At 71.6% G+C, this 23,054-nt stretch carries 20 protein-coding genes, 1 tRNA gene and 2 pseudogenes; 9 read left to right on the top strand and 14 right to left on the bottom strand.

Annotation, left to right across the window (positions count from 1 at the left end; genetic code table 11):
- Positions 1 to 12: 12 nt before the first annotated feature.
- From ACFYT4_RS21000 to ACFYT4_RS20975, 6 genes and pseudogenes are all read right to left on the bottom strand, one after another.
- The gene (locus ACFYT4_RS21000; RefSeq protein ID WP_389270921.1) at positions 13 to 894 is read right to left on the bottom strand and encodes a carbohydrate kinase family protein; all 882 of its coding nucleotides are present in this window, start codon (positions 892 to 894) and stop codon (positions 13 to 15) included.
- 159 nt (positions 895 to 1,053) lie between these two features.
- Positions 1,054 to 1,686, bottom strand: a complete 633-nt coding sequence (locus ACFYT4_RS20995) for a TetR/AcrR family transcriptional regulator (RefSeq protein ID WP_389270853.1) — start codon at positions 1,684 to 1,686, stop codon at positions 1,054 to 1,056.
- The gene (locus tag ACFYT4_RS20990) at positions 1,683 to 2,375 is read right to left on the bottom strand and encodes a DUF4166 domain-containing protein (protein ID WP_389270850.1); all 693 of its coding nucleotides are present in this window, start codon (positions 2,373 to 2,375) and stop codon (positions 1,683 to 1,685) included. The genes ACFYT4_RS20995 and ACFYT4_RS20990 overlap by 4 nt, the downstream gene beginning before the upstream one ends.
- Complete coding sequence (locus tag ACFYT4_RS20985; RefSeq protein ID WP_389270847.1) at positions 2,372 to 3,064, bottom strand: hypothetical protein; 693 nt, start codon at positions 3,062 to 3,064, stop codon at positions 2,372 to 2,374. The genes ACFYT4_RS20990 and ACFYT4_RS20985 overlap by 4 nt, the downstream gene beginning before the upstream one ends.
- 563 nt (positions 3,065 to 3,627) lie before the next feature.
- The gene (locus tag ACFYT4_RS20980) at positions 3,628 to 4,248 is read right to left on the bottom strand and encodes a TetR/AcrR family transcriptional regulator (protein WP_389270844.1); all 621 of its coding nucleotides are present in this window, start codon (positions 4,246 to 4,248) and stop codon (positions 3,628 to 3,630) included.
- Between the two features lie 313 nt (positions 4,249 to 4,561).
- Positions 4,562 to 4,765 (bottom strand): annotated as a pseudogene (locus ACFYT4_RS20975) (glutamate dehydrogenase); the annotation flags it as partial.
- Between the two features lie 1,171 nt (positions 4,766 to 5,936).
- Here ACFYT4_RS20975 and ACFYT4_RS20970 point away from each other — a divergent pair.
- From ACFYT4_RS20970 to ACFYT4_RS20935, 8 genes are all read left to right on the top strand, one after another.
- Positions 5,937 to 7,172 (top strand): MBL fold metallo-hydrolase, encoded by a 1,236-nt coding sequence (locus tag ACFYT4_RS20970; RefSeq protein ID WP_389270841.1) that lies wholly within the window; start codon positions 5,937 to 5,939, stop codon positions 7,170 to 7,172.
- An 812-nt stretch (positions 7,173 to 7,984) separates the two neighbouring features.
- Complete coding sequence (locus tag ACFYT4_RS20965) at positions 7,985 to 9,817, top strand: sensor histidine kinase (protein ID WP_389270838.1); 1,833 nt, start codon at positions 7,985 to 7,987, stop codon at positions 9,815 to 9,817.
- 7 nt (positions 9,818 to 9,824) lie between these two features.
- Positions 9,825 to 10,259, top strand: coding sequence for a roadblock/LC7 domain-containing protein (locus ACFYT4_RS20960; RefSeq protein WP_389270835.1), 435 nt, complete (start codon positions 9,825 to 9,827; stop codon positions 10,257 to 10,259).
- A gap of 2 nt (positions 10,260 to 10,261) precedes the next feature.
- Entirely contained in the window at positions 10,262 to 10,633 is a 372-nt protein-coding gene (locus tag ACFYT4_RS20955; protein WP_389270918.1) for a DUF742 domain-containing protein, read from the top strand.
- Positions 10,634 to 10,712: 79 nt separating this feature from the next.
- Complete coding sequence (locus ACFYT4_RS20950) at positions 10,713 to 11,399, top strand: ATP/GTP-binding protein (RefSeq protein ID WP_389270915.1); 687 nt, start codon at positions 10,713 to 10,715, stop codon at positions 11,397 to 11,399.
- A 10-nt stretch (positions 11,400 to 11,409) separates the two neighbouring features.
- The gene (locus tag ACFYT4_RS20945; protein ID WP_389270832.1) at positions 11,410 to 11,988 is read left to right on the top strand and encodes a GAF domain-containing protein; all 579 of its coding nucleotides are present in this window, start codon (positions 11,410 to 11,412) and stop codon (positions 11,986 to 11,988) included.
- Between the two features lie 190 nt (positions 11,989 to 12,178).
- Entirely contained in the window at positions 12,179 to 12,541 is a 363-nt protein-coding gene (locus ACFYT4_RS20940; protein ID WP_389270829.1) for an MmcQ/YjbR family DNA-binding protein, read from the top strand.
- A 147-nt stretch (positions 12,542 to 12,688) separates the two neighbouring features.
- Positions 12,689 to 12,765, top strand: a tRNA-Pro gene (locus tag ACFYT4_RS20935).
- 449 nt (positions 12,766 to 13,214) lie between these two features.
- Here the strand turns inward: ACFYT4_RS20935 and ACFYT4_RS20930 are convergent.
- Both ACFYT4_RS20930 and ACFYT4_RS20925 read right to left on the bottom strand, forming a co-directional pair.
- Positions 13,215 to 13,976 carry a 3-hydroxyacyl-CoA dehydrogenase gene (locus ACFYT4_RS20930; RefSeq protein WP_389270912.1) on the bottom strand — a complete coding sequence of 254 codons (762 nt, stop codon included), beginning with the start codon at positions 13,974 to 13,976 and terminating at the stop codon, positions 13,215 to 13,217.
- Positions 13,977 to 14,273: 297 nt separating this feature from the next.
- On the bottom strand, positions 14,274 to 14,477 hold the full coding sequence (locus tag ACFYT4_RS20925) for a hypothetical protein (protein ID WP_389270826.1): 204 nt from the start codon (positions 14,475 to 14,477) through the stop codon (positions 14,274 to 14,276).
- Here ACFYT4_RS20925 and ACFYT4_RS20920 point away from each other — a divergent pair.
- Positions 14,473 to 15,267: pseudogene (locus ACFYT4_RS20920) on the top strand (ISL3 family transposase); the annotation flags it as partial. The gene ACFYT4_RS20925 and the pseudogene ACFYT4_RS20920 sit on opposite strands and share 5 nt — an antisense overlap.
- A gap of 137 nt (positions 15,268 to 15,404) precedes the next feature.
- Here ACFYT4_RS20920 and ACFYT4_RS20915 read toward each other — a convergent pair.
- From ACFYT4_RS20915 to ACFYT4_RS20890, 6 genes are all read right to left on the bottom strand, one after another.
- Positions 15,405 to 16,163, bottom strand: coding sequence for an ABC transporter ATP-binding protein (locus ACFYT4_RS20915; protein ID WP_389270823.1), 759 nt, complete (start codon positions 16,161 to 16,163; stop codon positions 15,405 to 15,407).
- Positions 16,160 to 17,206: an iron chelate uptake ABC transporter family permease subunit gene (locus ACFYT4_RS20910; protein WP_389270820.1), complete on the bottom strand. Its 1,047-nt coding sequence runs from the start codon at positions 17,204 to 17,206 to the stop codon at positions 16,160 to 16,162. Before ACFYT4_RS20910 ends, ACFYT4_RS20915 begins: the two co-directional genes overlap by 4 nt.
- The gene (locus ACFYT4_RS20905) at positions 17,199 to 18,161 is read right to left on the bottom strand and encodes an iron chelate uptake ABC transporter family permease subunit (RefSeq protein ID WP_389270818.1); all 963 of its coding nucleotides are present in this window, start codon (positions 18,159 to 18,161) and stop codon (positions 17,199 to 17,201) included. Before ACFYT4_RS20905 ends, ACFYT4_RS20910 begins: the two co-directional genes overlap by 8 nt.
- Positions 18,162 to 18,228: 67 nt before the next feature.
- Complete coding sequence (locus ACFYT4_RS20900; RefSeq protein WP_389270815.1) at positions 18,229 to 19,215, bottom strand: siderophore ABC transporter substrate-binding protein; 987 nt, start codon at positions 19,213 to 19,215, stop codon at positions 18,229 to 18,231.
- A 218-nt stretch (positions 19,216 to 19,433) separates the two neighbouring features.
- Positions 19,434 to 19,739, bottom strand: coding sequence for a hypothetical protein (locus tag ACFYT4_RS20895; protein ID WP_389270812.1), 306 nt, complete (start codon positions 19,737 to 19,739; stop codon positions 19,434 to 19,436).
- 131 nt (positions 19,740 to 19,870) lie between these two features.
- Positions 19,871 to 22,732, bottom strand: coding sequence for a DUF6056 family protein (locus tag ACFYT4_RS20890; RefSeq protein ID WP_389270809.1), 2,862 nt, complete (start codon positions 22,730 to 22,732; stop codon positions 19,871 to 19,873).
- Positions 22,733 to 23,054: the final 322 nt, after the last annotated feature.

Below are 23,054 nucleotides of genomic sequence, written 5' to 3'. Positions count from 1 at the left end.
GGAAGCGGAGCGTCAGGCCCCGGTGGCCGCCAGCATCGCCGCGCGGCCGATCAGGGCCGTACTGCCCTCGCCCGTGCAGGCATGGGCCCCGGCCAGGGCTCCCAGCCGGGCACTGTCCTCCAGGTCGCGGCCGGACAGCCGGCCGTAGAGAAAGCCGCAGACATAGGCGTCACCGGCGCCGTTCGAGTCCACCACCGGGGCGGGCGGGGCGACGGCGGGGACCGGGCGCGGGGTGCTGCCCCCGTCCCGGGTGAGCAGATAGGAGCCGCCGGCGCCCGCGAAGGCGACCACCGCCTGGGCCCGCCCGTCGCGCAGGATCTCCCGCATCACCGACGCTATGCGCTCACGCGCACCCGCCGAGCTGAGGAAGACGAGGTCCGAGCGGAGGGCGAACTCGCGATGGTGTTCGTCCTGCCCGTCCCAGTCGTGGAGATCGGTGGAGACGGGGACGCCCAGGGCCTCGATGTCGTCGAGGAGGAAGCGGGCGAAGTTCACGGTCGACAGATGGACATGACGTGTCCGCCGCAGATGAGGGAGGTAGAAGTCGCGCGGCATCCGCAGCTCACCGGGATCGCCCGCCTCGTACAACGACATCCGGTGCCCCGAGGGATCGATCAGATTGACGGCGCGGCGGGTACCGGCGGGGGAGATCAGCGGTTCGAAGGCGACATCACCGGCCGCGAGCCGTTCGCGTACCTGCCGGCCGGGCCAGTCGTCGCCGATGAAGTCGAGGAGGGTGACGTTCAGCCCGAGGGCCCGGCAGCCCAGGGCGACGTTTCCCCCGGTGCGGCCCGGCCATTCACGGATCGGTCCCACACCGAGGGAGTCGGCGAGCGGGACGGGCAGCGAGTCGACACGGACCACCGTGTCCACGCCGCTGCCGCCGACAACCAGGACATCATGGGGCGGTTGGGGCGGAAGAGGGGGACGGGGTTCGGGCTGCTGCTGCGACAGGTGCGACACAGTTGCTCAGTATGGAGGCTGGGACCGCCCCGGGGGCGGGATTCGCGTGCTTGCCCCGGCCGGCCCGGGCGGGCGGCGGCCGGGACGGTGTCACCCGCTGCTCCGGCGCTTCAGGCGGTGACGCACCGCACGCCGGCCCAGCGGTCCGAGTTCGTCGAGGGCGGCCGCCAGCATCCCGAGCTGTTCCAGGGCGTTCAGGGCGCGCTCCGCGCCGTCCGTGTCCACGCCCTCGTACAGTTCCAGGCCCACGAAGGACGCGGCCACGGCACGGGCCAGCCCCGCCGGGTCGGTGAACTCCCCGATGGGCGTGCCCTTGAGGACCCGGACGAGCACCTTCTCGACCTCGTTGATCCACAGTTCCAGACCGGCGGCGGTGGCGAGCGCCAGACGGGGCTGGGTCTGTGCCCCCGCGAGCAGCTGGCCGAGGACGGCGACGTTCCCGCCCTCCCGTTCCTCGCGATGCACCTCCCGGCCCAGCGTGAGGAGTTCGACGAGGGTGGAGACCCGGTCCAGCCGTGCGCGATAGCGGGCGACGCGCTGCTCCGCACCGTAACGGCAGGCCGCCGCGAGGAGTGCGTCGACCGAGCCGAAGTGGTAGAAGACCAGCGCCTGATTGACTCCGGCCGAGGCGGCGACGGCGCGCGCCGAGGTCTTGGCGATCCCCTGCTCCGTGAGGGTGCGCAGCGCCCCCTCCAGGAGCTTGTGCCTGGTCTCCTGGCTCACGCCCGTATCTCCTCGCGTACCGGGCGCAGCCCGGCGCGCACCCCGCACGAGCGTACGTCCAGGTACTCGGCGGTGAACGACCCCTCGTACCCGAAGAGCGGTCCGAAGCGGCGGTTGGTGACCCGTACCCGGATACGGAAGCGGCCGGCCGTCTCGTCGTACCACTCGCGTACCTCGGCGTCGCCGCCGATCAGTTCCGGCACCCGGACGTCCACGGGCCCTTCCCGGAAGCGGTGTTCGCCGGAGCGGATGAGCAGTGAGCCGTCGGGCTCCGCGGTCGGATGGAGGTCGCTGGCGAGGTGCTGGTGGGTGCCGAGATAGTCGAGGACGCGGTCACCGCGGGGGCCGACGACCATCGTGGCGTCGAAGCGCCGACTCCCCTCCGGAAAGCCGAAGGTGCGCACGAAGGTGACGGTCTCTCGGCCGAAGCCGTCGGTGTAGGGAACGTTCTCGATGGTGAAGGGGATCCGGCGGCCCGTGCGCGGGACGAGGATGTTCCGGCTGCCGCCGAGCGCGAAGAAGGGCTTGAGGAGCGGTGCGGTACGGCCGTGCCCGTGCCAGATCCGGTCCATCACACCGCGTCCCACACAGGCTTCGCCGCTGTCGAGCCCGACGGAGAACCGGCGCTGCAACTGAGGATGGAGCAGGTCGAAGCTCTCCCCCATGACGGTGCGGAAGATCGAGCTCACGCCTGCTCCAGAGTGGCGAGAAGGGCGGGTTCCGCGGTCCGAGCGGGCGGACGGCGCAGACAGCGGCGGGCGGCCGGGGTCCACGGGGCGGGCGGCAGCAGCACCGCGCCGACCGCGACGGCCGGCACGACGACCGGAGTGAGCCAGAGCGCAACGGCGACGACGGCGAGCAGCCGCACGGCCACCTCGGCCAGAGCCGAGGCGAGCGTCCGCTCGGGGCTGATGTCCCTCTCGCACCACAGCCGGAGCCGGTCGAACGACCACGCCGTGGCCCAGCCCATCAGCGGCCGGAACACCAGACGGTCCGCGGCCCGGCCGAACCGTCCCCAGCGGACCCGGTAGTCATAGCCGGTGAAGAACCGGATCTCCTGCCCCGCCGGCTCGTACCGCCAGTAGCCGCTGCCCTCCGCGATCAGTGAGAGCGGATGCCGGGAGGCGAACCGGAGCGCGGACACCCGGCCGCCGTCGGCCCGGTGGCGCTCCCCCGCGGAGACACCGGTGCCGGTGACGGTCAGGAAGGGCAGCACCCGGGTCGCGTACCGGAACCGCCGCGGCTCGTCCGACTCTCCCGGCAGACGGTCGATCTCGGTGAAGCGGAGATCCCAACGCTGGTGCCGGGACGGTTCCTGCGTGCGCTCCCACAGCGTCTCGATGTCGGTGCGCACCCGTGTCTCGATGTAGAGACCCATTCCATCCCCCCCCGCCGACTGTTGTTTGAGCGACTGCTCAAACAGAAGCTAACCAGTTTTGAGCAGTCGCTCAAGAGGGGGGGTGGCCGAGGCAGGGTGATCCGCACCACGGTGAACGGAGGGGGTCGTTGAGCGGGAGGCGCGCGGTCCGGTGGTCTGCGAGGGCTGTCACCGGGTCCCGTCGAAGGCGGCGTACCCATCGGACGGGCGCGGCTGCTCCCGCCCTGCCCGCGCGGATGTCCCCCGGTCACAAGGGCGGGAGTCGGCGCGGCGCGTCGAGCCCGGACCCTGAGCCGGGCCCGGGTGGTCTCCCCCGAGGAGCCCGGGGATCGAAGCCGGGGGAGTGGACCTGAGGGAACCGTGAGGTCGGGAAGGGAGCCGGGCGACGGGTTCGGTCCACCATCCGATCCTGGGTCCGTCCGTTCCGGGATTCCCCGGCTCGGGCACTCCGCGGCTCAGGCACTGCCCGGTCCGGGCCCCTCCGCTGCGTATCCGTCCGTGCCGGCAGCCTTCCCGGGCGCCGTCCTGCGGGGCGGTTCACGGGGTCGTACGCGGTCGGAGCGTCAGGTGGTCGCGGCGGTGAGGGCCTTCCGGTCCAGGCCGAGTTCGCGGGCGAGGGCCTCCTCCGCCCACTCCAGCATCGCCGCGCGTGAGAGCGACCCCGCGTACGAGGTCATCTGCACGGCCAGCCCGTCCAGGAACGCGGTCAGCCGCCAGGCGGTGGCCGCGGGATCCACACACGGAAACTCGCCGTTGGCCGCGCCTTCGGCGATCACCTCGGTCAGCGCGGCCTTCCACTGCTGGTCGAGATCGCGGGCGACCTCCCGCAGCGCCGGTTCCCGCAGGGCGGCGGCCCACCCCTCGATCCACAGCCGCCAGCCCTTGGCCGTCCCGGTCGGGGCGTACCACCGGACGGCGGCCCGCAGCCGGCGTACGGCGGAGGTACGGCGGCCGAGCAGCTTGCGCAGATGGGCGAGATCACCGTCCGCGGCATGGGCGAACGCGGCTGCGACGAGCTTCTCCTTGGTCGAGAAGTGGTACAGGACCAGGGCGTTGCTCACCCCGAGTGCCGCGGCGACATCGGCGATCCGCACAGCCGCGACACCGCGCTGCTCGATCTGCTCGACTGCGGCCCCGAGCAGTTCCTCGCGCCGCTCCGCCACGCTCAACCGGACTCTTGCCACGGCCTCACCCTACACAGCCGATCTTGGCCGCAGGCGGGAACGGGGATTCACTCGAGCCCCACGGCTCACGGGCCGTCGCCTCTCCCGGCCGGGCGTGGCGCGCCCGCACCGGCGGCCCACGACCGGCACGGGACTCACCCGCCGAGTGCCCCGAGCACGACGAGTATCGCCGACCGGCAGGTAGCCGGGTTTCCCGCGGCCGACGGGCTGTGGGCCGTCGGCCGGCACCGCACGTTGCCGGCCGTCGTCGGCCGACCGCTGGCGCCTGCCGATGTGCGGACCGCCGGGTCCCGCTGATGTTCGCCGGTGACGGTCAGGCGTACCGGCCGAAGCGTTCGGCAATGAGCGGCAGCCGGTCGGCGACGATCGCGTGGGCGGCGGCGCGCGGCGTCGTACCGTCGGCCTCGGCCCGCGCCAGCATCCGGCCGGTCAGTTCCCGCATCGACCGGCGGGTGTGGGCGAATGCCTCGTCCGCGTCCGCTCCGATGTCGCCGAAGAGGGTCCACCACCACCGCGCGTGGGCCGCCCGCCCGAAAGTAAATCCCGGCGGTGGCGCGAGCGGGCGTCGAGTGGTGCGTACGGTGTGACGGGCTCCGGGCCCCGCGGTTCGCCACAGCCGGAATTCGCTGGGCCGGAACGCCCGCACGGCCCCGGTCGCTCCCCGGCCGCGTGCTCCGCCTGGTGTCCCAGGGGGCGGCGTCACACACGGCGTCGTCCGGAACGGGCGGCTCGCCGAGACCGGGGAGCGCGCCCGCGAGAGGGACGGCGGACATGTCGCACGCTCCTCGCCGGGATCGTGTGGGGATCCCACAGGTGCCGTCCCCGGGCGACGCGCGGAGTGCCCCGGCCGGTCGTCCTGTGCCGCATGGCCCGTTGACCCGTGGGCGGGGAGCAGTTGGCCCGGTCCGGCACAGCGCCCCGTGAACCCGGTGTCCCGGGCACGTGTCCGGTCCGGGCGGAGGCGGTGTGGGCCCCGGTTCCGCGCGTGCCGCGGATCGATGTGTTCCGGCCATCCGGGCGGAAGCCGCCGCCCCGGCGGGCCCCGGTCGCTCCGGATGACCGGGGCGGAGGGCCGTCATGGAGGGAAGCGCTGGTCGGATCAGGAGTGCCGGATGCCGCGGCGGCCGGTGCCCCGGGCTCGACGGGGAGCTCGGACATACGGCCCCCGGACACGCGGGCGGAACCATCAACTGAATCGTCGTTCAGTATCGAGATCGGGTGAACCACGTGTCAACATGATCGCCACCGTGCCCTTTTCACACGTCCGCCGACGGACCCGATTCCGGATGCCCGTGTGGTCCCTCACGGTTGCGTGCCGATGAACCGGGGGCCTCGGCGCCTCCCGCACGGAAACCGGTGACGGCACGCAGGAACATCGGTACCGGTGGGGGCGTTGTGAGGGTCATGGCGGAATCCGGCACCCGTGAAACAGACACCCGGCAGCGTGCTGCCCGCGGCGACGGTGTCCGTATCACCGGCGGTGGCCGCGAGCCCGCCGCCCGGGCGGGCGGGGCATCGGCCGTCCCGGTGATGACGAGGCCGCGGGACGGCGATGAGTCCGGGGCGGCGGCGTTGCGGGCGTCCCCGCGGGGTGGACGGGCAGGGCCCGTGTCCCGGGCGGCCGATCTTCGCCGGGCGTTGTCGTACCCCGCGCACATAATGAGAAGACCCCGACACCAGGAGGTGCCGTGACCGGAGCTGGCTCCCCCCACCCGCTGAGATCCCGGCTGCGCTCACTGCGCCCCGCGGCCTTCGGCGCAGACCCCGCCGGAGCGCGGATGGAGCGGATCCGACGCTCGCCGAATTTCTCGGACGGGTCGTTCCAGAACCCCGTGGGGGCCAGGACCAGACCCTCCGGCGCCTCCATGGTCGAATTCGCCAAGATCTACTTCCAGAAGGAGGCACGTGCCCGCCGGTCGCCGATCGGGCGTGTGCCCTTGCATCCGACCACGCTCCGCGACCTCGGCGAACCGCCCTCGTCCGGCCTCCGGCTCACCTGGATGGGGCACTCCAGCGTCCTCGCCGAGATCGACGGGCGGCGGGTGCTCTTCGACCCGGTGTGGGGCGAGCGCTGCTCGCCCTTCTCCTTTGCCGGGCCGAAGCGGCTGCACCCCGTGCCCGTGCCGCTCGCGGCCCTCGGCGCGGTCGACGCGGTCGTGATCTCCCACGATCACTACGACCACCTGGATCTGCCCACCATCAGGGCCCTGGCCTCCACGGACACGGTCTTCGCCGTCCCGCTCGGCGTCGGCGCCCATCTCGAACGGTGGGGGGTCGCTCCCGGCCGGTTGCGCGAGCTGGACTGGAACGAATCGACGGAGGTGGTCGGAATCCGGCTCACCGCCACCCCCGCCCGCCACTTCTGCGGGCGCGGGCTGCGCAATCAGCAGCACACCCTCTGGGCGTCCTGGACGGTCGTGGGTCCCGAGCACCGCGTCTTCCACAGCGGGGACACGGGCTACTTCCCCGGTTTCCGGGACATCGGCGCCGAACACGGCCCCTTCGACGCCACCATGATCCAGATCGGCGCGTACAGCGAGTACTGGCCGGACATCCATATGACCCCCGCCGAGGGCATGCTGGCCCATCTCGACCTCCAGCGAGGTGAACCGGCGGGTGTGATGATGCCGATCCACTGGGGCACGTTCAATCTCGCACCGCATCCCTGGGCCGAGCCCGGTGAGGACACGGTCACGGCGGCGCAGGAGGCGGGCGCCCGGGTCGCCCTGCCGAAACCGGGCGAGCCCTTCGAGCCGACGGCCCGGTCGGTGCCGGGCGAGCTGTGGTGGCGCTCGGTTGCGACCGCGCCCGCGGGAGGGTGGGGCACGGTGACCGCCCCGCCCGGCAGCGAGGGCTCCGGGCCCGGCGCGGACCGGGGGAAGGGCGCCGGTACGGGCAGCCCGGAGGTCGCCCCCACCGGCTGACCGGGGTGCGGGCGGACCACGGCACGGGTGGCCGGCCGGATCCGGCGCGGACCGAAACCCCCTCCGGCGGGGGTGCCTTCCCGTCGGCGCGGCCCCGCGGCTCCCGTCCCGTCGCCCGCGTCGGTTCGGGATCCGGCGCCCGTACGGCGGCCCCTGTGCGGCGCCGGGCGGTGGAACACCCCGCGCGGGGACGCGGGGGGCCCGCGGCCCCTGACGGCCCCGCGAGGGTTCCGCGCCGCCGTGCGGAGGTCATGTGATCCCGCGCCGCCGGACACGGCTCCGTTCACCCCGTACGGCCACACGCGCCCCGTATCCGGAGACCCCGTGGCCCACCGGCGTCCCGGTGCGGTGGTGCTGCGGGCCTGCCGTCCGGCATGTCGAGCGTGCCGCCGGAGTCCGGCGTGTGTCTGGTGGCCGGTGACCCGGCGCCCTCATGCGCCGGCACCCCCGCCGACGGACGGCGGTCCTACCGCCTGCGGCCCCATGACTCCGGCCTTTTCGGCCGTCCTTCCCCCGATCGCGTGCACATTCCCATGGGTTGTGCATGTACCCGGCGGTAACCCGGCCTATCGCGCAGGAGTGCGAAGCCTCATACCAGAGCGGGACGAATGGCGGGCAAGTTTGTCAACTGCCCGTCGCACGTACCTTCGTGGCGACTACCGTGTGTGGCCAGTGATCAACAACGGGCTCATCTCCCCAGTGCCGGACCGACCTCGGGCGAGGGGCCGGGCCCGGGACCGACTCGCACGCGCTGTACGCCGTACGTCATACGCCGTACGCCGAACCCGGGACCACCCGTACCAAGGACGCCGATGTCTCACCTACGCCCATCCGCCCCACGGCCGAACCGTCGTGAAGGCGGGCGGCACGGCCGGCCGGGCACCCGCCCCACCGCGCCGGCGGGCAGACCGTGCCCCGTGCCGCCGCCGGACCCACGTTTACGACCGCAACTGCTGCGCGCGACCGTCCTGCCCACCCTGGTCGTCGCGCTCAGCGGTGCCGTCGCGGTGATCTTGACCGTACGGGCGGCGGCTCCCCGGCCGTCCGCGGCCCTGTGGGCCGTGCTCACGGGGTCGGCGGCGCTGGGTGTGGCGGCCGTCGCCGCCGCCGCGATGGGCGCCGACCGGCTCGCCACCTCGGTCCTCAACCGGTGCGCCGCGCTCCGCCGTTCCAGCGAACGGGACCGGGCCGAACTGCTCGCGACGGTCGAACGGCTCCGGCGCGGCGAGGGCCCGCCCACCGCCCGTACGCCCTTCACGGCGCCACCGGACGGAGACGAATTCGACCTGCTGGCCCAGGAACTGGGGTGCTCGCACGCATCGGCGGTCACCGCCGTCGTCGAGGCGTCACGGCTCTCCAGCGCCGCCGGCGACGAGCAGAAGGTCGAGGTCTTCGTCAATCTGGCCCGGCGGCTCCAGTCGCTGGTCCACCGGGAGATCCAGCTCCTCGACGAGCTGGAGAACCAGGTCGAGGACCCCGACCTGCTCAAGGGCCTCTTCCACGTGGACCATCTCGCCACCCGTATCCGCCGCCACGCCGAGAACCTCGCCGTGCTCGGCGGCGCGGTCTCCCGGCGGCAGTGGTCCAACCCGGTCAGCATGACCGAGGTGCTGCGCTCGGCGATCGCCGAGGTCGAGCAGTACCCGAGGGTCAAACTCGTACCGCCCATCGCCGGTACCCTGCGCGGCCACGCCGTCGCCGATGTGATCCATCTGCTCGCGGAACTCGTCGAGAACGCCACCCTGTTCTCCGCCCCGCACACCCAAGTGCTGCTGCGTGCCCAGCACGTCACGGCCGGGCTCGCCGTCGAGGTCGAGGACCGCGGTCTCGGCATGCCCCTCGGCGAACAGACCAGAATGAACGCCCTGCTCGCCGACCCCGACCAGGTCAACGTCACCCAGATGCTCCAGGACGGCCGCATCGGACTCTTCGTCGTCTCGGCGCTCGCCCGCAGACACGGGATCGCGGTCCGGCTCCAGTCGAACATCTACGGCGGTGTCCAGGCCATCCTCGTACTGCCGCAGACCCTGCTCGGCACCGAGACGGGCGGATTCCAGCACGACATCACGCCCGCCTCCGGACGCACCCGCAGGGCACGGACCTCGATCGGGCAGACACCCCTCGCGCCCCCGCCCCGCACCAGGGCGCCCGCGCCGCAGCCGATACCCCGGCGGTACCAGCCGCCGCCCCAGGCCCCGCACCCCGGGCAGCAGCGGACGGCACACACGCCACAGACCACTCACACCCCGCACACCACTCACAGCACCACCGCCGCCCCGGGCCCGCTGCCCGTACGCGCCGAGCACACCGACCGCGCCCATCCGGCGCCCGCGGGCCCCGGCGGGCCGCCGCGCGCGGAGAGCCGCCCCACCGGGCACCCGCAGCCACCGGAGCCACCCACCGGGCCCGTACGAGGCCCGGCGGGCCGCCCCCAACTCCCCAGGCGACGCAGCCAGGAACACATCGTTCCGCAGCTCAGGGAACGCCCGGGTCCCCGCAGGACCGACGAGTACACGGCTCACGACCCCGGTCTGATGGCGGCCTTCCAGCGGGGTATCGGCCTGGCCGAGGCCGCCCAGCCGCGCGGGGAGACCGCCCATCCGCAACCCGAACCGCACCGCCACGACAACCCCACCGAGGAGTAAACACCCCATGGCGAGCGATGCCCCGAACGGCCATGTCCCGGACCTCGACTGGCTGCTCAGCGGCCTGGTCCAGCGCGTGCCGTACACCCGGAACGCGGTACTGCTCTCCTCCGACGGCCTGGTGAGATCCGTCCACGGCCTGGAGGCCGACGCCGCCGACCACATGGCGGCACTGGCCTCCGGGCTGTACTCGCTCGGCCGCAGCGCCGGAGCGCGCTTCGGCGACGGCGGGGAGGTGCGCCAGGTCGTCGTCGAACTGGACACCACCCTGCTGTTCGTCTCCACCGCCGGCTCCGGCACCTGTCTCGCCGTGCTGGCCGGCCGGGAAGCGGACGCCTCCGTCCTGGGCTACGAGATGGCGATGCTGGTCAAGAGCGTACGGCCGTATCTGGCCACCCCGGCCAGGCTGGGAACCGGGGCGGCGGGCGTCATGGGGCAGTGACCGTGCCGGCCTCCCTCGACGGGCCGCTGCTCGACGACGCGGCGGGCCGCCTGGTCCGCCCCTACACGGTGAGCGGCGGCCGGACCCGCCCGACGGCCGAACTGGATCTGCTCACCCTGGTGATGGCCACCGGAAGCGCGCCCCGGACGCAGCTCGGACCCGAGCACGCACATGCGCTGACGCTCTGCGCGGGGCCGACCTCGGTCGCCGAGCTCTCGGCGCATCTGAGGCTCCCCGCCGTGGTCACCAAGGTGCTGCTCTCCGACCTCCTGGACTGCGGCGCGGTCACGGCACGCGCTCCCCGCCCCCCTGACACTCCGACCGATCGCTCCCTGCTGGAGGCAGTGCTCGATGGCCTACGACGACGGCTCTGAAGACGGCGCGGACGACGCCTTCCCCGTGAACGGCACACCGGCGAGTACCCCCGTGAACGGCCCGGCGGCGATCGGTCCGATGGGCGGCGGCCCGGACGTGAACACCTCCGTGACCGGCGCTCCCGTGGTGACGGGCTCCGTGGTGAACCGCTCCCCGGCGAGCGGCCCCGCGGCGAGCGGCCCCGCGTTACGCGCCGATCCCTTTCCCACCGCGCTGAAGATCCTGATCGCCGGCGGTTTCGGCGTGGGCAAGACCACCTTCGTGGGGGCCGTCAGCGAGATCGAGCCGCTGAGCACCGAGGAGCTGCTGACCCGGGCGAGCGTGGGAACGGACCGACTGGACGGCGTCGAGTACAAGACCACCACCACGGTCGCCATGGACTTCGGCCGGATCACCCTCGACGAGCATCACGTCCTCTATCTCTTCGGCACCCCCGGACAGGAACGCTTCTGGTTCCTGTGGGACGAACTGTGCGAAGGAGCTCTCGGCGCGATCGTCCTCGCCGACACCCGGCGCCTGGAGGACTCCTTCTCCGCCGTGGACTTCTTCGAGGGGCGGGGCATCGGATTCGCCGTCGCGGTCAACGAGTTCGACGGCGCCTACCACTACGAGCCGGAGGAGGTCCGGGCGGCCATAGACCTCCGGCCCGAGGTGCCGGTGGTGCTGTGCGACGCCCGGATCGCGAGTTCCGGCATCAGAACCCTGGTCACACTCGTCCAGCATCTGCTCACCACCGCCGTGGCCCCGGCTCCGGCGCCCAGTTGAGGAGCGTCGCATGAGATACGGCCCGGCCGGCAGACTGCTGCTGACCCCTGTCGACGGGGAGGCGCCGGAGCGGGTCAGACGGCTGCGGGAACTCGGCTTCGGGGACCGCCCGGACCCCGTCTTCGACGAGTTCGCGCACCGGGCCGCCCGGGCGACCCGGGCTCCGTACGGCATGGTCAACTTCATCGACGAGAACCGGCAGTTCTTCGCGGGGCTGCACACCCCGGCCGGAACGCACAGCGGCAGCGATCTGAGCACCTCCGCCGCCGCGGCGGCGGCCCGCGGCACGGGCCGGGTCCTGAGCCGTGACCGCGGCTTCTGCCCGCATGTGATCGTGCGGCGCAAGGCGCTGGTGCTGGAGGACGTCTGCGACTATCCGCGGTTCGCCGGGAACCCGGTCGTCGACGAGATCGGCGTCCGTTCCTACCTCGGGGCGCCGCTCATCGACCGTGCGGGCATCGCACTCGGCACCATCTGCGTCGTCGACACGGAACCCCGGCCGTGGGGCAGGGCGGGCCTGGAGACCATCAAGTCGCTCGCGGGGGAACTGGTCGAGCGGATCCACCGGCGGGAGGACGGCGCCATCTGAGCTCCTTCGCACACGGCCGTCCGCCCGCCGGGAGGCCCGGACCCGTGGGCCGTGCCCTCCGGTCCCGGGCGGGAGAAAGGGCACGGATCGCGGTCACCGGCTCATCCGGACGCGGCGGTACGGCACGGGCGAGGCACCCCGTGCCGGCGGATCGCGGGCGAGTGTCAGTGCCACGTCGTACCGTCGTCCCATGGCCACCGCCGACGATGTCCGCAGACTCGCGCTCTCACTGCCCGGCGCCCTGGAGAAGCTCTCCTGGGGCATGCCCACCTTCCGTGTGGACGGCGGGCGCATCTTCGCCTCCCTCGACGACGAGGACCGGGTCATGGGGGTGAAGTGCCCCAAGGAGGAGCGTGCCGAGCTGATCGCCGCCGAGCCGGAGAAGTTCTTCCTGCGCCCCGGCCACGACGACAACTACGCCTGGCTGAGAGTCCGGCTCTCCGCCGTGGACGACGACGAGGAACTCCTCGCGATCCTCCTCGACTCCTGGCGCCAGGCGGCCCCGCGCAGGCTGCTGACGGCGCATCCCGACCTCGCGACACCGCCCGGCTGAGGCCCCGCCGCCTCTCCCTCGGCCCGGGTGCCGTCCGCCCGGGCCGCCGGTGAGCCGCGCCCGGAAAGCGGTTCGTGACCATCGCTCCGAGTGCGGTATTGTTCTTATGCGCGTTCAGCCCGGGGAAACCCCAGGTCAGACGGGCACCGGGACGTGGCGCAGCTTGGTAGCGCACTTGACTGGGGGTCAAGGGGTCGCAGGTTCAAATCCTGTCGTCCCGACCAGCGTTTTCGCAGGTCGGAGGCGGTATCGGAACAATCCGGTACCGCCTTTCCGTCGTTCTTGGGGACCAGTTGGGGACCGCCCGGTCCAGCGGCGCCTTCCGGGGACGGTCTGGACGGCGAGACTGAGGGGCGCGCCGACGGGATCGAGGTGAGCGGTCCCGGCGTTGGTGATCTGGGACATGTCGGGGTGGAGGTGACGCTGGGCGGTGAGCAGTGAGCCGTGTCCGGCGATCTTGCGGAGGACATGAGCGGAGACTCCTGCGTCGGCGAACCAGGTGAGTCCGCCGCGCGCGGGGGTGGTCCGGCGGCGGACGGTCCAGATCCAGTTCTCGGTGTCGATGTCGGCGACGCGGACGCCGGAGACCTCGCCGATACGGTCGGCGGTCGCGGCGAAGACGACGACCTCACCCCATCCCCGGTAGTAGACAGACCCCGCCGACAGAGCCGGGTCAGCGCGGTGCCATACGGATGGCGCCGTCCAGTCTGATGGTCTCGCCGTTGAGCATGGGGTTTTCCACGATGTGTGCGGCCAGCGCGGCGTATTCGGCCGGATCGCCGAGTCGGGAGGGGTGCGGGACCTGCTGTCCGAGTGATGCTTGGGCCGCTTCCGGCAGACCGGCCAGCAGTGGTGTGCTGAACAGCCCCGGTGCGATGGTGACGACGCGGATCTTCAGTTGGGCCAGGTCCCGGGCCACCGGCAGTGTCATCCCCACGATGCCCCCCTTGGACGCGGCGTAGGCGGCCTGCCCGATCTGCCCGTCAAAGGCGGCCACGGATGCGGTGTTGATGATCACGCCTCGCTCCCCTGCGATCTCCTCCGTCCGTGCGATGCGCTCCGCAGCCAGTCTGATGACGTTGAAGGTGCCGACCAGATTGACGGTCACGACCCGGGTGAAGTCCGGGAGCGGGAAGGCACCGTGCTTGCCGAGTGTTTTGACCGCGCTACCGATCCCGGCGCAGTTGACCACGACCCGCAGGGGGGCCAGCTTTTCGGCGGTATCCAGCGCCGTCGCCACCTCCTGCTCGCTCGTGACGTCAGCGGGGGCGAACACCGCTCCCTCGCCCAGTTCAGCAGCGACGGTCTCGCCTGGCGAGGTCGGCAGGTCGGCGATGACGACATGGGCTCCCAAGGCGGTCAGTCGTCCGGCGGTGGCCAACCCCAGTCCCGAGGCGCCACCCGTGACGATTGCGGAGCTACCGGTGATGTCCATGTCCAAGTCCTTTACTGTGTGTTCCGCGGGCGGAGGGTGCTCCGAATGTGGGTCAGAGGCGTTCGATGATGGTGACGTCGGCCATCCCACCGCCCTCGCACAGGGTCTGCAGGCCATGGCGACCGTCGGTGGTCTCCACGTGGTTGGCCAGGGTTGAGGTCACCACTGCTCCCTTGTATTCCGTCGCGTCAGTCCTCGGCTGCGTAGGGCCGCGTAGCGCGGCCGATCGGCACATGCGAGGGAGAGCCCGTGGGTTCAGGGTCTCGGCAACCGCCAGATCGCTGACTCAGTGGGCGGTCAGAAGGTGACGACGACCTCGCCGCCGACACCACCCTCGTCGAGCAGCCGGTACGCCTTCTCCGCCGATGCGTAGGGCAGTAGACGCCCGCGTCGGAACGACGACGGGGGTCGGCGCTGCCGACCGGGCGAAGACCATCCGGCTGCCATCACATGGCCGGGGAGGACGAAGCCGTGCGGAGCTGCTCGTTCATCCGCGATCACGGTCCTCCGGTACCGGTGCGCGGAGTGCGCTCACGTGTGGCGCCAGGACACCACCACCGCCGCCGAGGCGCGGGCGAGGATCTCCCTCGGAGGCCTGGCCTGGGCCCTGGTCGGGATCGTCTGCCAGCACGTGTCCATGGCCCGCGTCGCCGAGGGCTTGGGGGTGTCCTGGCACACCGCCGACAACGCCGTGCCGGCGGAGGGCAGGCGGGTCCTGAACGAGGACCCGGCTCGCCTCGACGGGGTGGCCGTTCTCGGGGTCGACGAACACCGCCGGCGGCACACGCGCCACGGCGACAAGTACGTCACCGTCATCATCGACCTCACCCCGGTCCGCGACGGCACCGGTCCGGCGCGGCTGCTCGACATGGCCGAAGGACGGTCGAAGAAGGCGTTCAAGACCTGGCTGGACAAGCGGGACCAGGCCTGGCGCGACGGTGTCCAGGTCGTCGCCATGGACGGGTTCGCGGGGTTCGGGACCGCCACCACCGAGGGGCTGCCCGAGGCGGTCAGCGTCATGGATCCGTTCCACGTGGTGCAGCTGGCCGGGGAGACGATGGACGACTGCCGCCGCCGGATCCAGCAGGAGACCCTCGGACACCGGGGCCACAAGGGCGCCCCCTTGTACTCCGCCCGCCGCACCCTGCACACCGGCGCCGACCTGCTCACCGACAAACAGCAGGCGCGACTGAAGGAACTCTTCGCGGCCGAGGAGCACGTCGCGGTCGAGGCGACCTGGGGCATCTGCCAGCGGATGGTCGCCGCCTACCGCGAACCCGACCGCGCGGCCCGGTTTCTTCGCCGTCGACCGCCGGGAGTTCGGCGGCCCAGGGACACGGTGCGATATCCGGGCCCGGGCCGAGGCGAGGCAGCGGGCTGCGCCCGCGGTCACCGGGTGAAGGGGCGACCCGGCGGTGTGTCCCGGCCTCACCGGTAGTAGACGGCGGTCCGCTGCCCGTCGACCTCGTGGATCTGGACGGGAGTGTCGAACACCTCGCTGAGGACCTCGGCGCGCATCATCGCCTCCACGCTGTCGGAGGCCGTGATGCGCCCGTCGCGGAGGGCGATGATCCGGTCGGAGTAGGTGGCGGCGAAGTTGATGTCGTGCACGATCAGGACGACGGTCTTGCCGAGTTCGTCGGCGGCGCGGCGCAGTTGGCTCATCATCCGGACGGAGTGCTTCATGTCGAGGTTGTTGAGGGGCTCGTCGAGCAGGACGTACCGGGTGTCCTGCGCCAGCACCATCGCCACATAGGCGCGCTGCCGCTGGCCGCCGGAGAGCTGATCGAGGAAGCGGTGCTGGAGGTCGCCGAGGTGGAGGAAGTCGAGTGCGTCGTCGACGTGGGTGATGTCCTGCCGCGTCAGCCGCCCCCGGCTGTGCGGGAAACGCCCGAAGGAGACCAGCTCGCGCACCGTCACCCGGGCGGTGAAGTGGTTCTCCTGGCGGAGGATGGACAGCGTCCGCGCCACGTCCTGCGACTTTGCCCGGTGCACATCGAGGCCGTCGACGGTCACGGTGCCCGAGGTCGGCTCGGCGAGCCGGCCGATGATGGTCAGCAGGGTGGATTTCCCGGCGCCGTTGGGGCCGACGAGCGAGGTGACGCCGCCCGCCGGAATCCGCCCGGACACCGGGCCGAGCACGGTGTCGTCGCCGTAGGCCTTGCTGACGTCGGTGAACTCGATCACAGGGTGCCCTTCCGGAGGAGGTGGACGAGGAAGACCGCCCCGCCGAGGAACTCGATGACGACGGTGAGCATGCCGGAGGCGTAGAACACGTGCTCCATGATGAACTGCCCGCCCACCAGGGTGATCAGCCCGATGAGGAACGCCATCGGCAGGACGACGACGTGCCGGTGGGTGCCGGACATCTGGTAGGCGAGCATCGCGGTGACGAACCCGAAGAAGGTCATGGGGCCCGCGAGGGCGGTCGACATCGCGATCAGCAAGGAGATCAGCAGGAGCATCACCGTCAGCTCGCGCTTGTGGGCGATGCCCAGGTTCGTGGCGGTATCCCGGCCGAGGAGCAGGGTGTCGAGGCGGTAGCGGCGCTGCCAGACGACGACGCCGACGATCAGGCACACGATGCCCGCCAGGGGCAGGTACCCCGGCTCGGCGCTGCTGAGCCGCCCGAACAGCCGTGCCGACAGCACGTCGTACTCGGCGGGTGAGAGCAACCGCTGGAGGAAGTCCGACACGCTGCGGAAGGCCAGCCCCAGCACCACACCGACCAGCAGCAGTACATGGATGCTGCCCTTGCGGCCGTTGAACAGCCAGCCGAACAGCAGCATGGTGAAGCCGGCCATCAGCAGCGTCTGGACGACGAGTTTCGGCAGCCCGTCCGTCACGGCGAGCACGCTGCCGCCGAAGACGGACACCATGAGCGTCTGCATCAGGATGTAGACGGAGTCGAACCCCATGATCGACGGGGTGAGGATCCGGTTGTGGGTGATGGTCTGGAACACCACCGTTCCCACCGCCTGGGCGAAGGCGACCACCGTCATCGTCCCCAGGACGGTCAGGCGCCGCTCGACGGCGAACTCGAAGGATCCCTCGACGAACAGGAAGAGGAAGCAGACCACGGAGACGGCGGCGAGCGCGCCCGCCACGGCGATCCGGGCGGCTGCCGGAAGCCCCCGGCGGACGGGGGTTTCCCGCACCACCGGGCCCGCGCCGTCGCCCTTCGGTACGGCGCCGGACGGGGGCGCTGCCGGCAGCTGACTCTCAGACATGGGCCTTCCCTCGCTGACGCAGGATCATCGCGACGAACACGACCGCCCCGACGGCCCCGAGCACCACCGTCGCCGGAATCTCCAGCGGGAAGACGACGAGCCGCCCGACGAGATCGCAGGCGATCATCAGGGCGGCACTGGTGAGCACGACCCACGGCAGATTCCCGCGGACGTCGTCGCCGCGCGCCATCGAGACGAGGTTCGGCACGATCAGACCCAGAAAGGGGATGAATCCGACCACGACGGTGGTCACGCCCGTGGCCAGGGCGACCATGGTGAGTCCGATGAACAGGACGCGCCGGTAGGGCAGCCCCAGACTGGTGGCCGTGTCCCGCCCGAGCCCGGCGATGGTGAAGCGGTCGGCCGCCAGATACAGCCCGGCGACGATGGCGCCCACCACCCACAGCGGCTCGTAGGTGCCGCGCACCACCGAGCTGAATCCGCCCGAACGCCAGGTGGCGAGCATCTGCAGCAGATTCGTGGTCGAGGCGATGTACAGGGTCACCGCGCTCACCATGGCGCCCAGCATGATGCCCACGATCGGCACGATGACCTGCGACTTGAGCGCGATCCGCCCGAGGACGACCAGGAAGACGAGCGCGCCGGCGAACGCGAAGGCACTGGCGGCGCCCATCTTCACCAGCGGCGACGCCGCCGGTACGAGGAGCGTGAGCAGCAGCACGCCCAGCGACGCCCACTCGCTGGTGCCCGTGGTGGTCGGCTCGACGAATCGATTCTGCACAAGCATCTGCATGATCACGCCGGAGACGGCCATCGCGGCCGCGGCGAAGACCAGGGCGAGCGTGCGCGGCACCCGGGAGATGAGGAACATGCGCCGGGCTTCGGGATCCGTGAACAGGGTGTGCAGGTCGATGTCGTATCCGCCGATGAACAGCGAGGCGGTGATCAGGGCCAGCACACAGAGTGTGGCGAGCAGGAGAGGGAGTCGGCGCATCAGGCTTCCGGGGCGGAGGTGGGGTGAGCGGCCCACGGCGAGGCCGGGGCCGCACCGGCGTGGGGTGTCAGCCGGCCGCGTTGAACGCGGTCGCCACCTTGTCGAAGGCCTCCGTGTAGGCCTGGGCGCCCTCGGTCACATAGAAGTCGCTCTGCAGGTAGACGATCTGGTCCTTCGTGCGGAACGTCGTCCTGTCCCACGCCTCCATGCCGTCCACGAGCTTCTTCGCCGCGACGGACTCCGTGCCCTCGCCACCCACGGCCGCGTCCCGGTCCATCATGATCATCCAGTCGGGGTTGAGCTTGGCGACCGTCTCGGGGGCGAGCCCCGAGTTGTCGTGCACGGAGGTGCTGTCCTCCCCCTCGGCGCCGAGTACGTTCTTCAGCTTCAGCGGCTCGATGAGCCGCCCGATCCGGCTGGCCCCGTTGTCGATCTTTCCGGCGCTGGACACCGCGAGGAACACGCTCTCGCCCTTGGTGGCGTCGACGGCCGACTGCCGGGACTTCTCCAGGGCGGCGACGATCTCCTTGGCCTTGTCCTCCTCGCCGAAGATCTTCCCGAGGGCCTCGGTCTGCGCCGTCAGCGCATTGACGTATCCGCCCTTGGCCTCGTCGGACGGGGCGACGTCGACCGTCGTGGCGATCTTGGACAGCTTGTCGTGGTGATCGGTGAACCGGTAGCCGCCGATGATCAGGTCGGGCTCACTCGCGTTGAGCGCCTCGAACTTGGGCTCGCGATGGGTGCCCACGTCCTTGATGGACGCGTCGTTCTTCCAGTCCTCGAAGCCCTGCTGCGGCAGGAGGGCCTTGGGCACCGCGACGGGCTTGACGCCGAACGCCTTGAGCGTCGCGAACGACGTGTTGTCGAGCGCGGCGACCCGGGCGGGCTTTCGCGGAACTTCGAGATCACCCTTGGCGGTCGCGACGGTGACGTTGCCCTGGCTCTTGCCCGAAGCCGAAGCCTTGCCGGATTCCCCGCAGGCGCTCAGCGCCATACCCGCGCACAGAACCGTACTGGTCACAACGATGGACTTGCGGAAGCGAACGGAACGCACGGCGGATGACTCCTAGCACTGAACGGGCAGCCGGCATCGCCGGAGCGATGGGCCGCGAAGAACCTTCAACTTTGCTTAGCCTAACCTAACTTTTGACTCGCTCATGGCCCGGCCCCGGTCGGAGGCCCGCCGCGGCCTGCGATGACAGGCGGAAGTCCCCACCGCGGGCGGGGTGGAGGCCGGGCGGGGGCACGGCCCCGCCGGACCGGCGGTCGCCGTCAGGGGGAGTGCCCGCTCCCGCTGGGCGTGCCCGTTGTCGGAGGGGCGGGCCGGGCAGGCAGGTTGACCACATGGCCGGGTGTCACGATGCGCGTGATCGCCTGGCCGAAGAGGGTGCTGGGCTCCACGTTGTCGTGCAGGATGCCCGTGTCGAGGAGGACGGCCATCGTCGCCTGTGCCTCGGGGAGACAGACGGTCGGGGACTCGTAGCCGGGCAGGGAACCGTGGTGGCCGATCCAGCGCTGGACGTTGAAGACGCCCAGACCGTAGCCCGCGCCCGGAAGGGGCGTCGGTCCGGCCCGCACCCCTCGGGCGCCGTGGGCGGAAGCCGGGCCGGATCACCGAGCCGCCTTTCAGCGGCGGTTCCCGCGCAGAACAACACCGCGGGAACCGGGCGGCGGCCGGTGTGTCCGGGCTCGTGGGCCGGGCCCCCCGGTCAGGGAAGCCGGTTCGCCCGGGTGACCTTGTCGATGTGGTAGTAGTCGGCGACGCAGTCAGCCGGCCAGCTTCCGTGTTTGCCGAACGGTTCTCCCATGCGGCTCACCGACAGCGGTTTGTACGGAAGCACGCGGGCGCCGTGCGCCGCCTGGGCGCGGAGCCACCGGTCCTGGTGGTCCCAGGCGCGGGCCCGTGTGCTCATGTCCTGCGCCAGTCGGCCGAGGGAGACCGCGAAGGCGAGGCAGCAGACGGCACAGACGGCCGCGCCCGTCACCCTCGCGGCGCCGACGGGCCCGGCGCGCAGCCGCAGCGTACGGCCGAGGAGCGCGCCGGCGCCGACGAGCAGGACGGTGTACAGCAGGAGGTAGTCGTTCCACGCCCGGGAGACCGTCGCCACCCCGGTGCCGAACACGGGGTAGGCGACCACACAGCACAGAGTGCCGGACACGAGGAAGGAGACGACGCCCGCCCCGGCGAGGAGCCGCCGGTTGGCCAGGACGACCGGTGCGGGCCGTGTTCCGGTGTGCCGGCACAGCAGGCCCAGCAGCAGCCCGGCCGCCACCGCACCCGCGTACTGCCATGTGGTGAGGAGGGTGATCAGGATGTGCCGGAAGGAGCGCAGTGAGTCGACGAGTACGTCGGGGGAGAGCATGGAGGCGTTGGCCCCGTACCGCTCACGGCGGTTCTGTGAGCCGGGCGAGGTGAGCAGCACGAGTGTCCCCGTCACCACCCCCGCGACTCCGGTGAGGCACCACCGGCGCGCGTAGGGACGCACGCGGCCGGTGAAGATCCTGCCGCTGAGCACAAGGACGCACGACACGACGACCAGGGCGACGACCGACGCCTGTTCGGACAGGGTTCCCAGGAAGCAGCCCGCCCCGAAGACCGCGACCAGGGCCGCTCTCCGTCCTTGGTCCGTTCTGGCGAGGAGGAGGGGGATGGCGGCGGCGCAGGCGAGTACGGGGGCGAGGGTGTGGGAGACGGAGGAGGCGGGCCAGTAGAACGTCTTGTAGGTGTTGGGTGTGGCGAAGAGGAAGACGGCGGTGAGCATGGACGCCACCAGGAGGGGGATTCCGCGGGGGGCTGTCAGGGTGGCTCTGCGCAGTGCGAGGGCGGTGACCGTCCACAGGACGCCCAGCATGACGAGGGCGCTGACGAGGGCGAACCACTGGTGTCCCGCGACCCCGAACCTCGCGTACAGCCCCACCAGCAGAGCGTTGGCCACCCGCCCGTTGTCCTGGAGGTAGAACTTGGCGATCATCCCGCTCACACCGTCGTCCCGCGCGGCGGGCAGGAAGCACCAGTCGTCCGCACCGGGCCGCACGTGCCGCCCGAACCAGGCCGCCGCGGCGAGCAGGCCGAGGGGCGGCAGACAGAGCGTCACCGCCCAGAGCGCCGGACGTGCGGAGGGGGCGCCGTCCCGTACCGCCCGGGGGAGCGGCGCGGCCCTACCGGAGGTGATGGCCCATCGGGCGAGCAGGAACGACAGGGGAGTGACCAGGACTCCCGCGGCCAGGGCGGCGGTGTTCTTGTCCATCCCGAGGACGCCGACACCGAGGTGGAGGAGACCTCCGGCGGCCACCAGGCCGGCCACACTCGACAGGGGATACCGGGCGAAGGAACGCCACGTCGGCGCCGTCCGGCAGGTGACGTACGAGTTCAGCAGGAACGAGCCCACCACACTCACCGTGTATCCCACGGCATGGGCCACCAGATACGGAACGCGTGTGTTGAGCGAGGCGTAGACGGCCAGATAGACCGCCGTGTTGACCACACCGACCGCCGCGAAGACCAGGAACTGGCGAAGGGGCCGCGGGCGGGCCGGACCGGCCGCCGCCGCGGGGACCGCATCCGCGCCCGGCGCGTCCGAAGGTATCCCCTCCGCGACGCTTGCCGGTCGCACGGTCGGACCGGAATCGTCGGTCTCGCGGACCACGTAGTGGGGACGGCCCTTCGTCTCGTGATGGATGCGCCCCACGTATTCGCCGATGACGCCGAGGGTGGCCAGCTGTATTCCGCTGAGTGCCACGACGGTCATCAGGAGGGTGGCGTAGCCGGGTACGACGACTCCGTACAGTACGGCGTGCAGCACCACCCAGAGGGCGTATCCGAGGGCCCCCAGAAAGAGCAGCAGCCCGGCGTGGACAGCGAGGCGCAGGGGACGGCTGTTGAAGGAGATCACTCCGTCGAGTCCCCGGTCGAGCGCTCTCCGGAGGGTCCGCGGGCCCCGTGCGCCCCGCTTCGGCAGGGCTTCCCCGCGTCGGACGCCTTCGTACGCGAAGCTCGCGGTGTCGAATCCGACCCAGGAGAAGATGCCTCGGGAGAAACGATTCCTCTCGGGCAGGGACAGCACACTGTCCACCGCACGCCGTGACAGCAGCCGGACGCCGACCGGCCCCTCGGCGATGTCGACGTCCATGCAGTGCCCGAGGGCCCGGTGGGAGGCCGCGCCGAGGGCGGCACGCAGACGGCGTCCGCCGGTGTGGTCCGGCCGCGCCACCACCTGGTCGTACCCCCGCCGGCGCAGATCCAGCATCCGGGGCAGCACCGTGCCGGGCAGGCACCGTGGACCGGCCTCCAGGAGGAACACGGCATCGCCCCGCGCCATCCGCAGTCCGGCGAGTACGGCGGCCTCGCTGCCGAAGCGACGGCTGAACGAGGTGTAGCGGACCCGGCCGTCCGCTCCGGTCAGAGCGGCCAGCCGCTCCCTGGTCCGATCGCGGCTGCCGTCGTCGACGTAGCAGATCTCGAAGGAGTGACGAGTCGACACAAGGGATTGGAGAAGCGCCACATGGAAGGCGTCGAGTGCCTCGGAGTCGTCGCGGCACGGAACGACGACCGAGATCTGGCAGGCCGTCATCTCGGCCGGCCTGCCCGAGTCCCGGCGGTGGATTCCCCGAGGGCGAGGCCGTTCATGCGCATGCTCCTTTCCGGTCCGGCGGGAGCGGTCCGCGCGGGGTGCGGGGAGATCGCGCACCTCGTTCTTCCCGGAACGGGAACGGCATACGGGAACCGGTGCCGGTGAAACGGCGGGGGAGAGGCGGGAACGCCGGAGTTCTCCCGCGCCATTGTCCTTCCCGGTCGACGCGGTCGGCCAGGTGAAAGGCGACGCGGTGCGCCGTTGGGGTGGGGGCGCGTACGCGGCTCCGGCGGACGCGGCGGCGGAAGGCATCCCCTCCCGC

This window comes from Streptomyces sp. NPDC004609 (genome assembly GCF_042873655.1).
Lineage (GTDB): Bacteria > Actinomycetota > Actinomycetes > Streptomycetales > Streptomycetaceae > Streptomyces.
The sequence above is the reverse complement of the archived record's forward strand: the minus strand, read 5'-3'. Positions and strand labels throughout refer to the sequence as shown.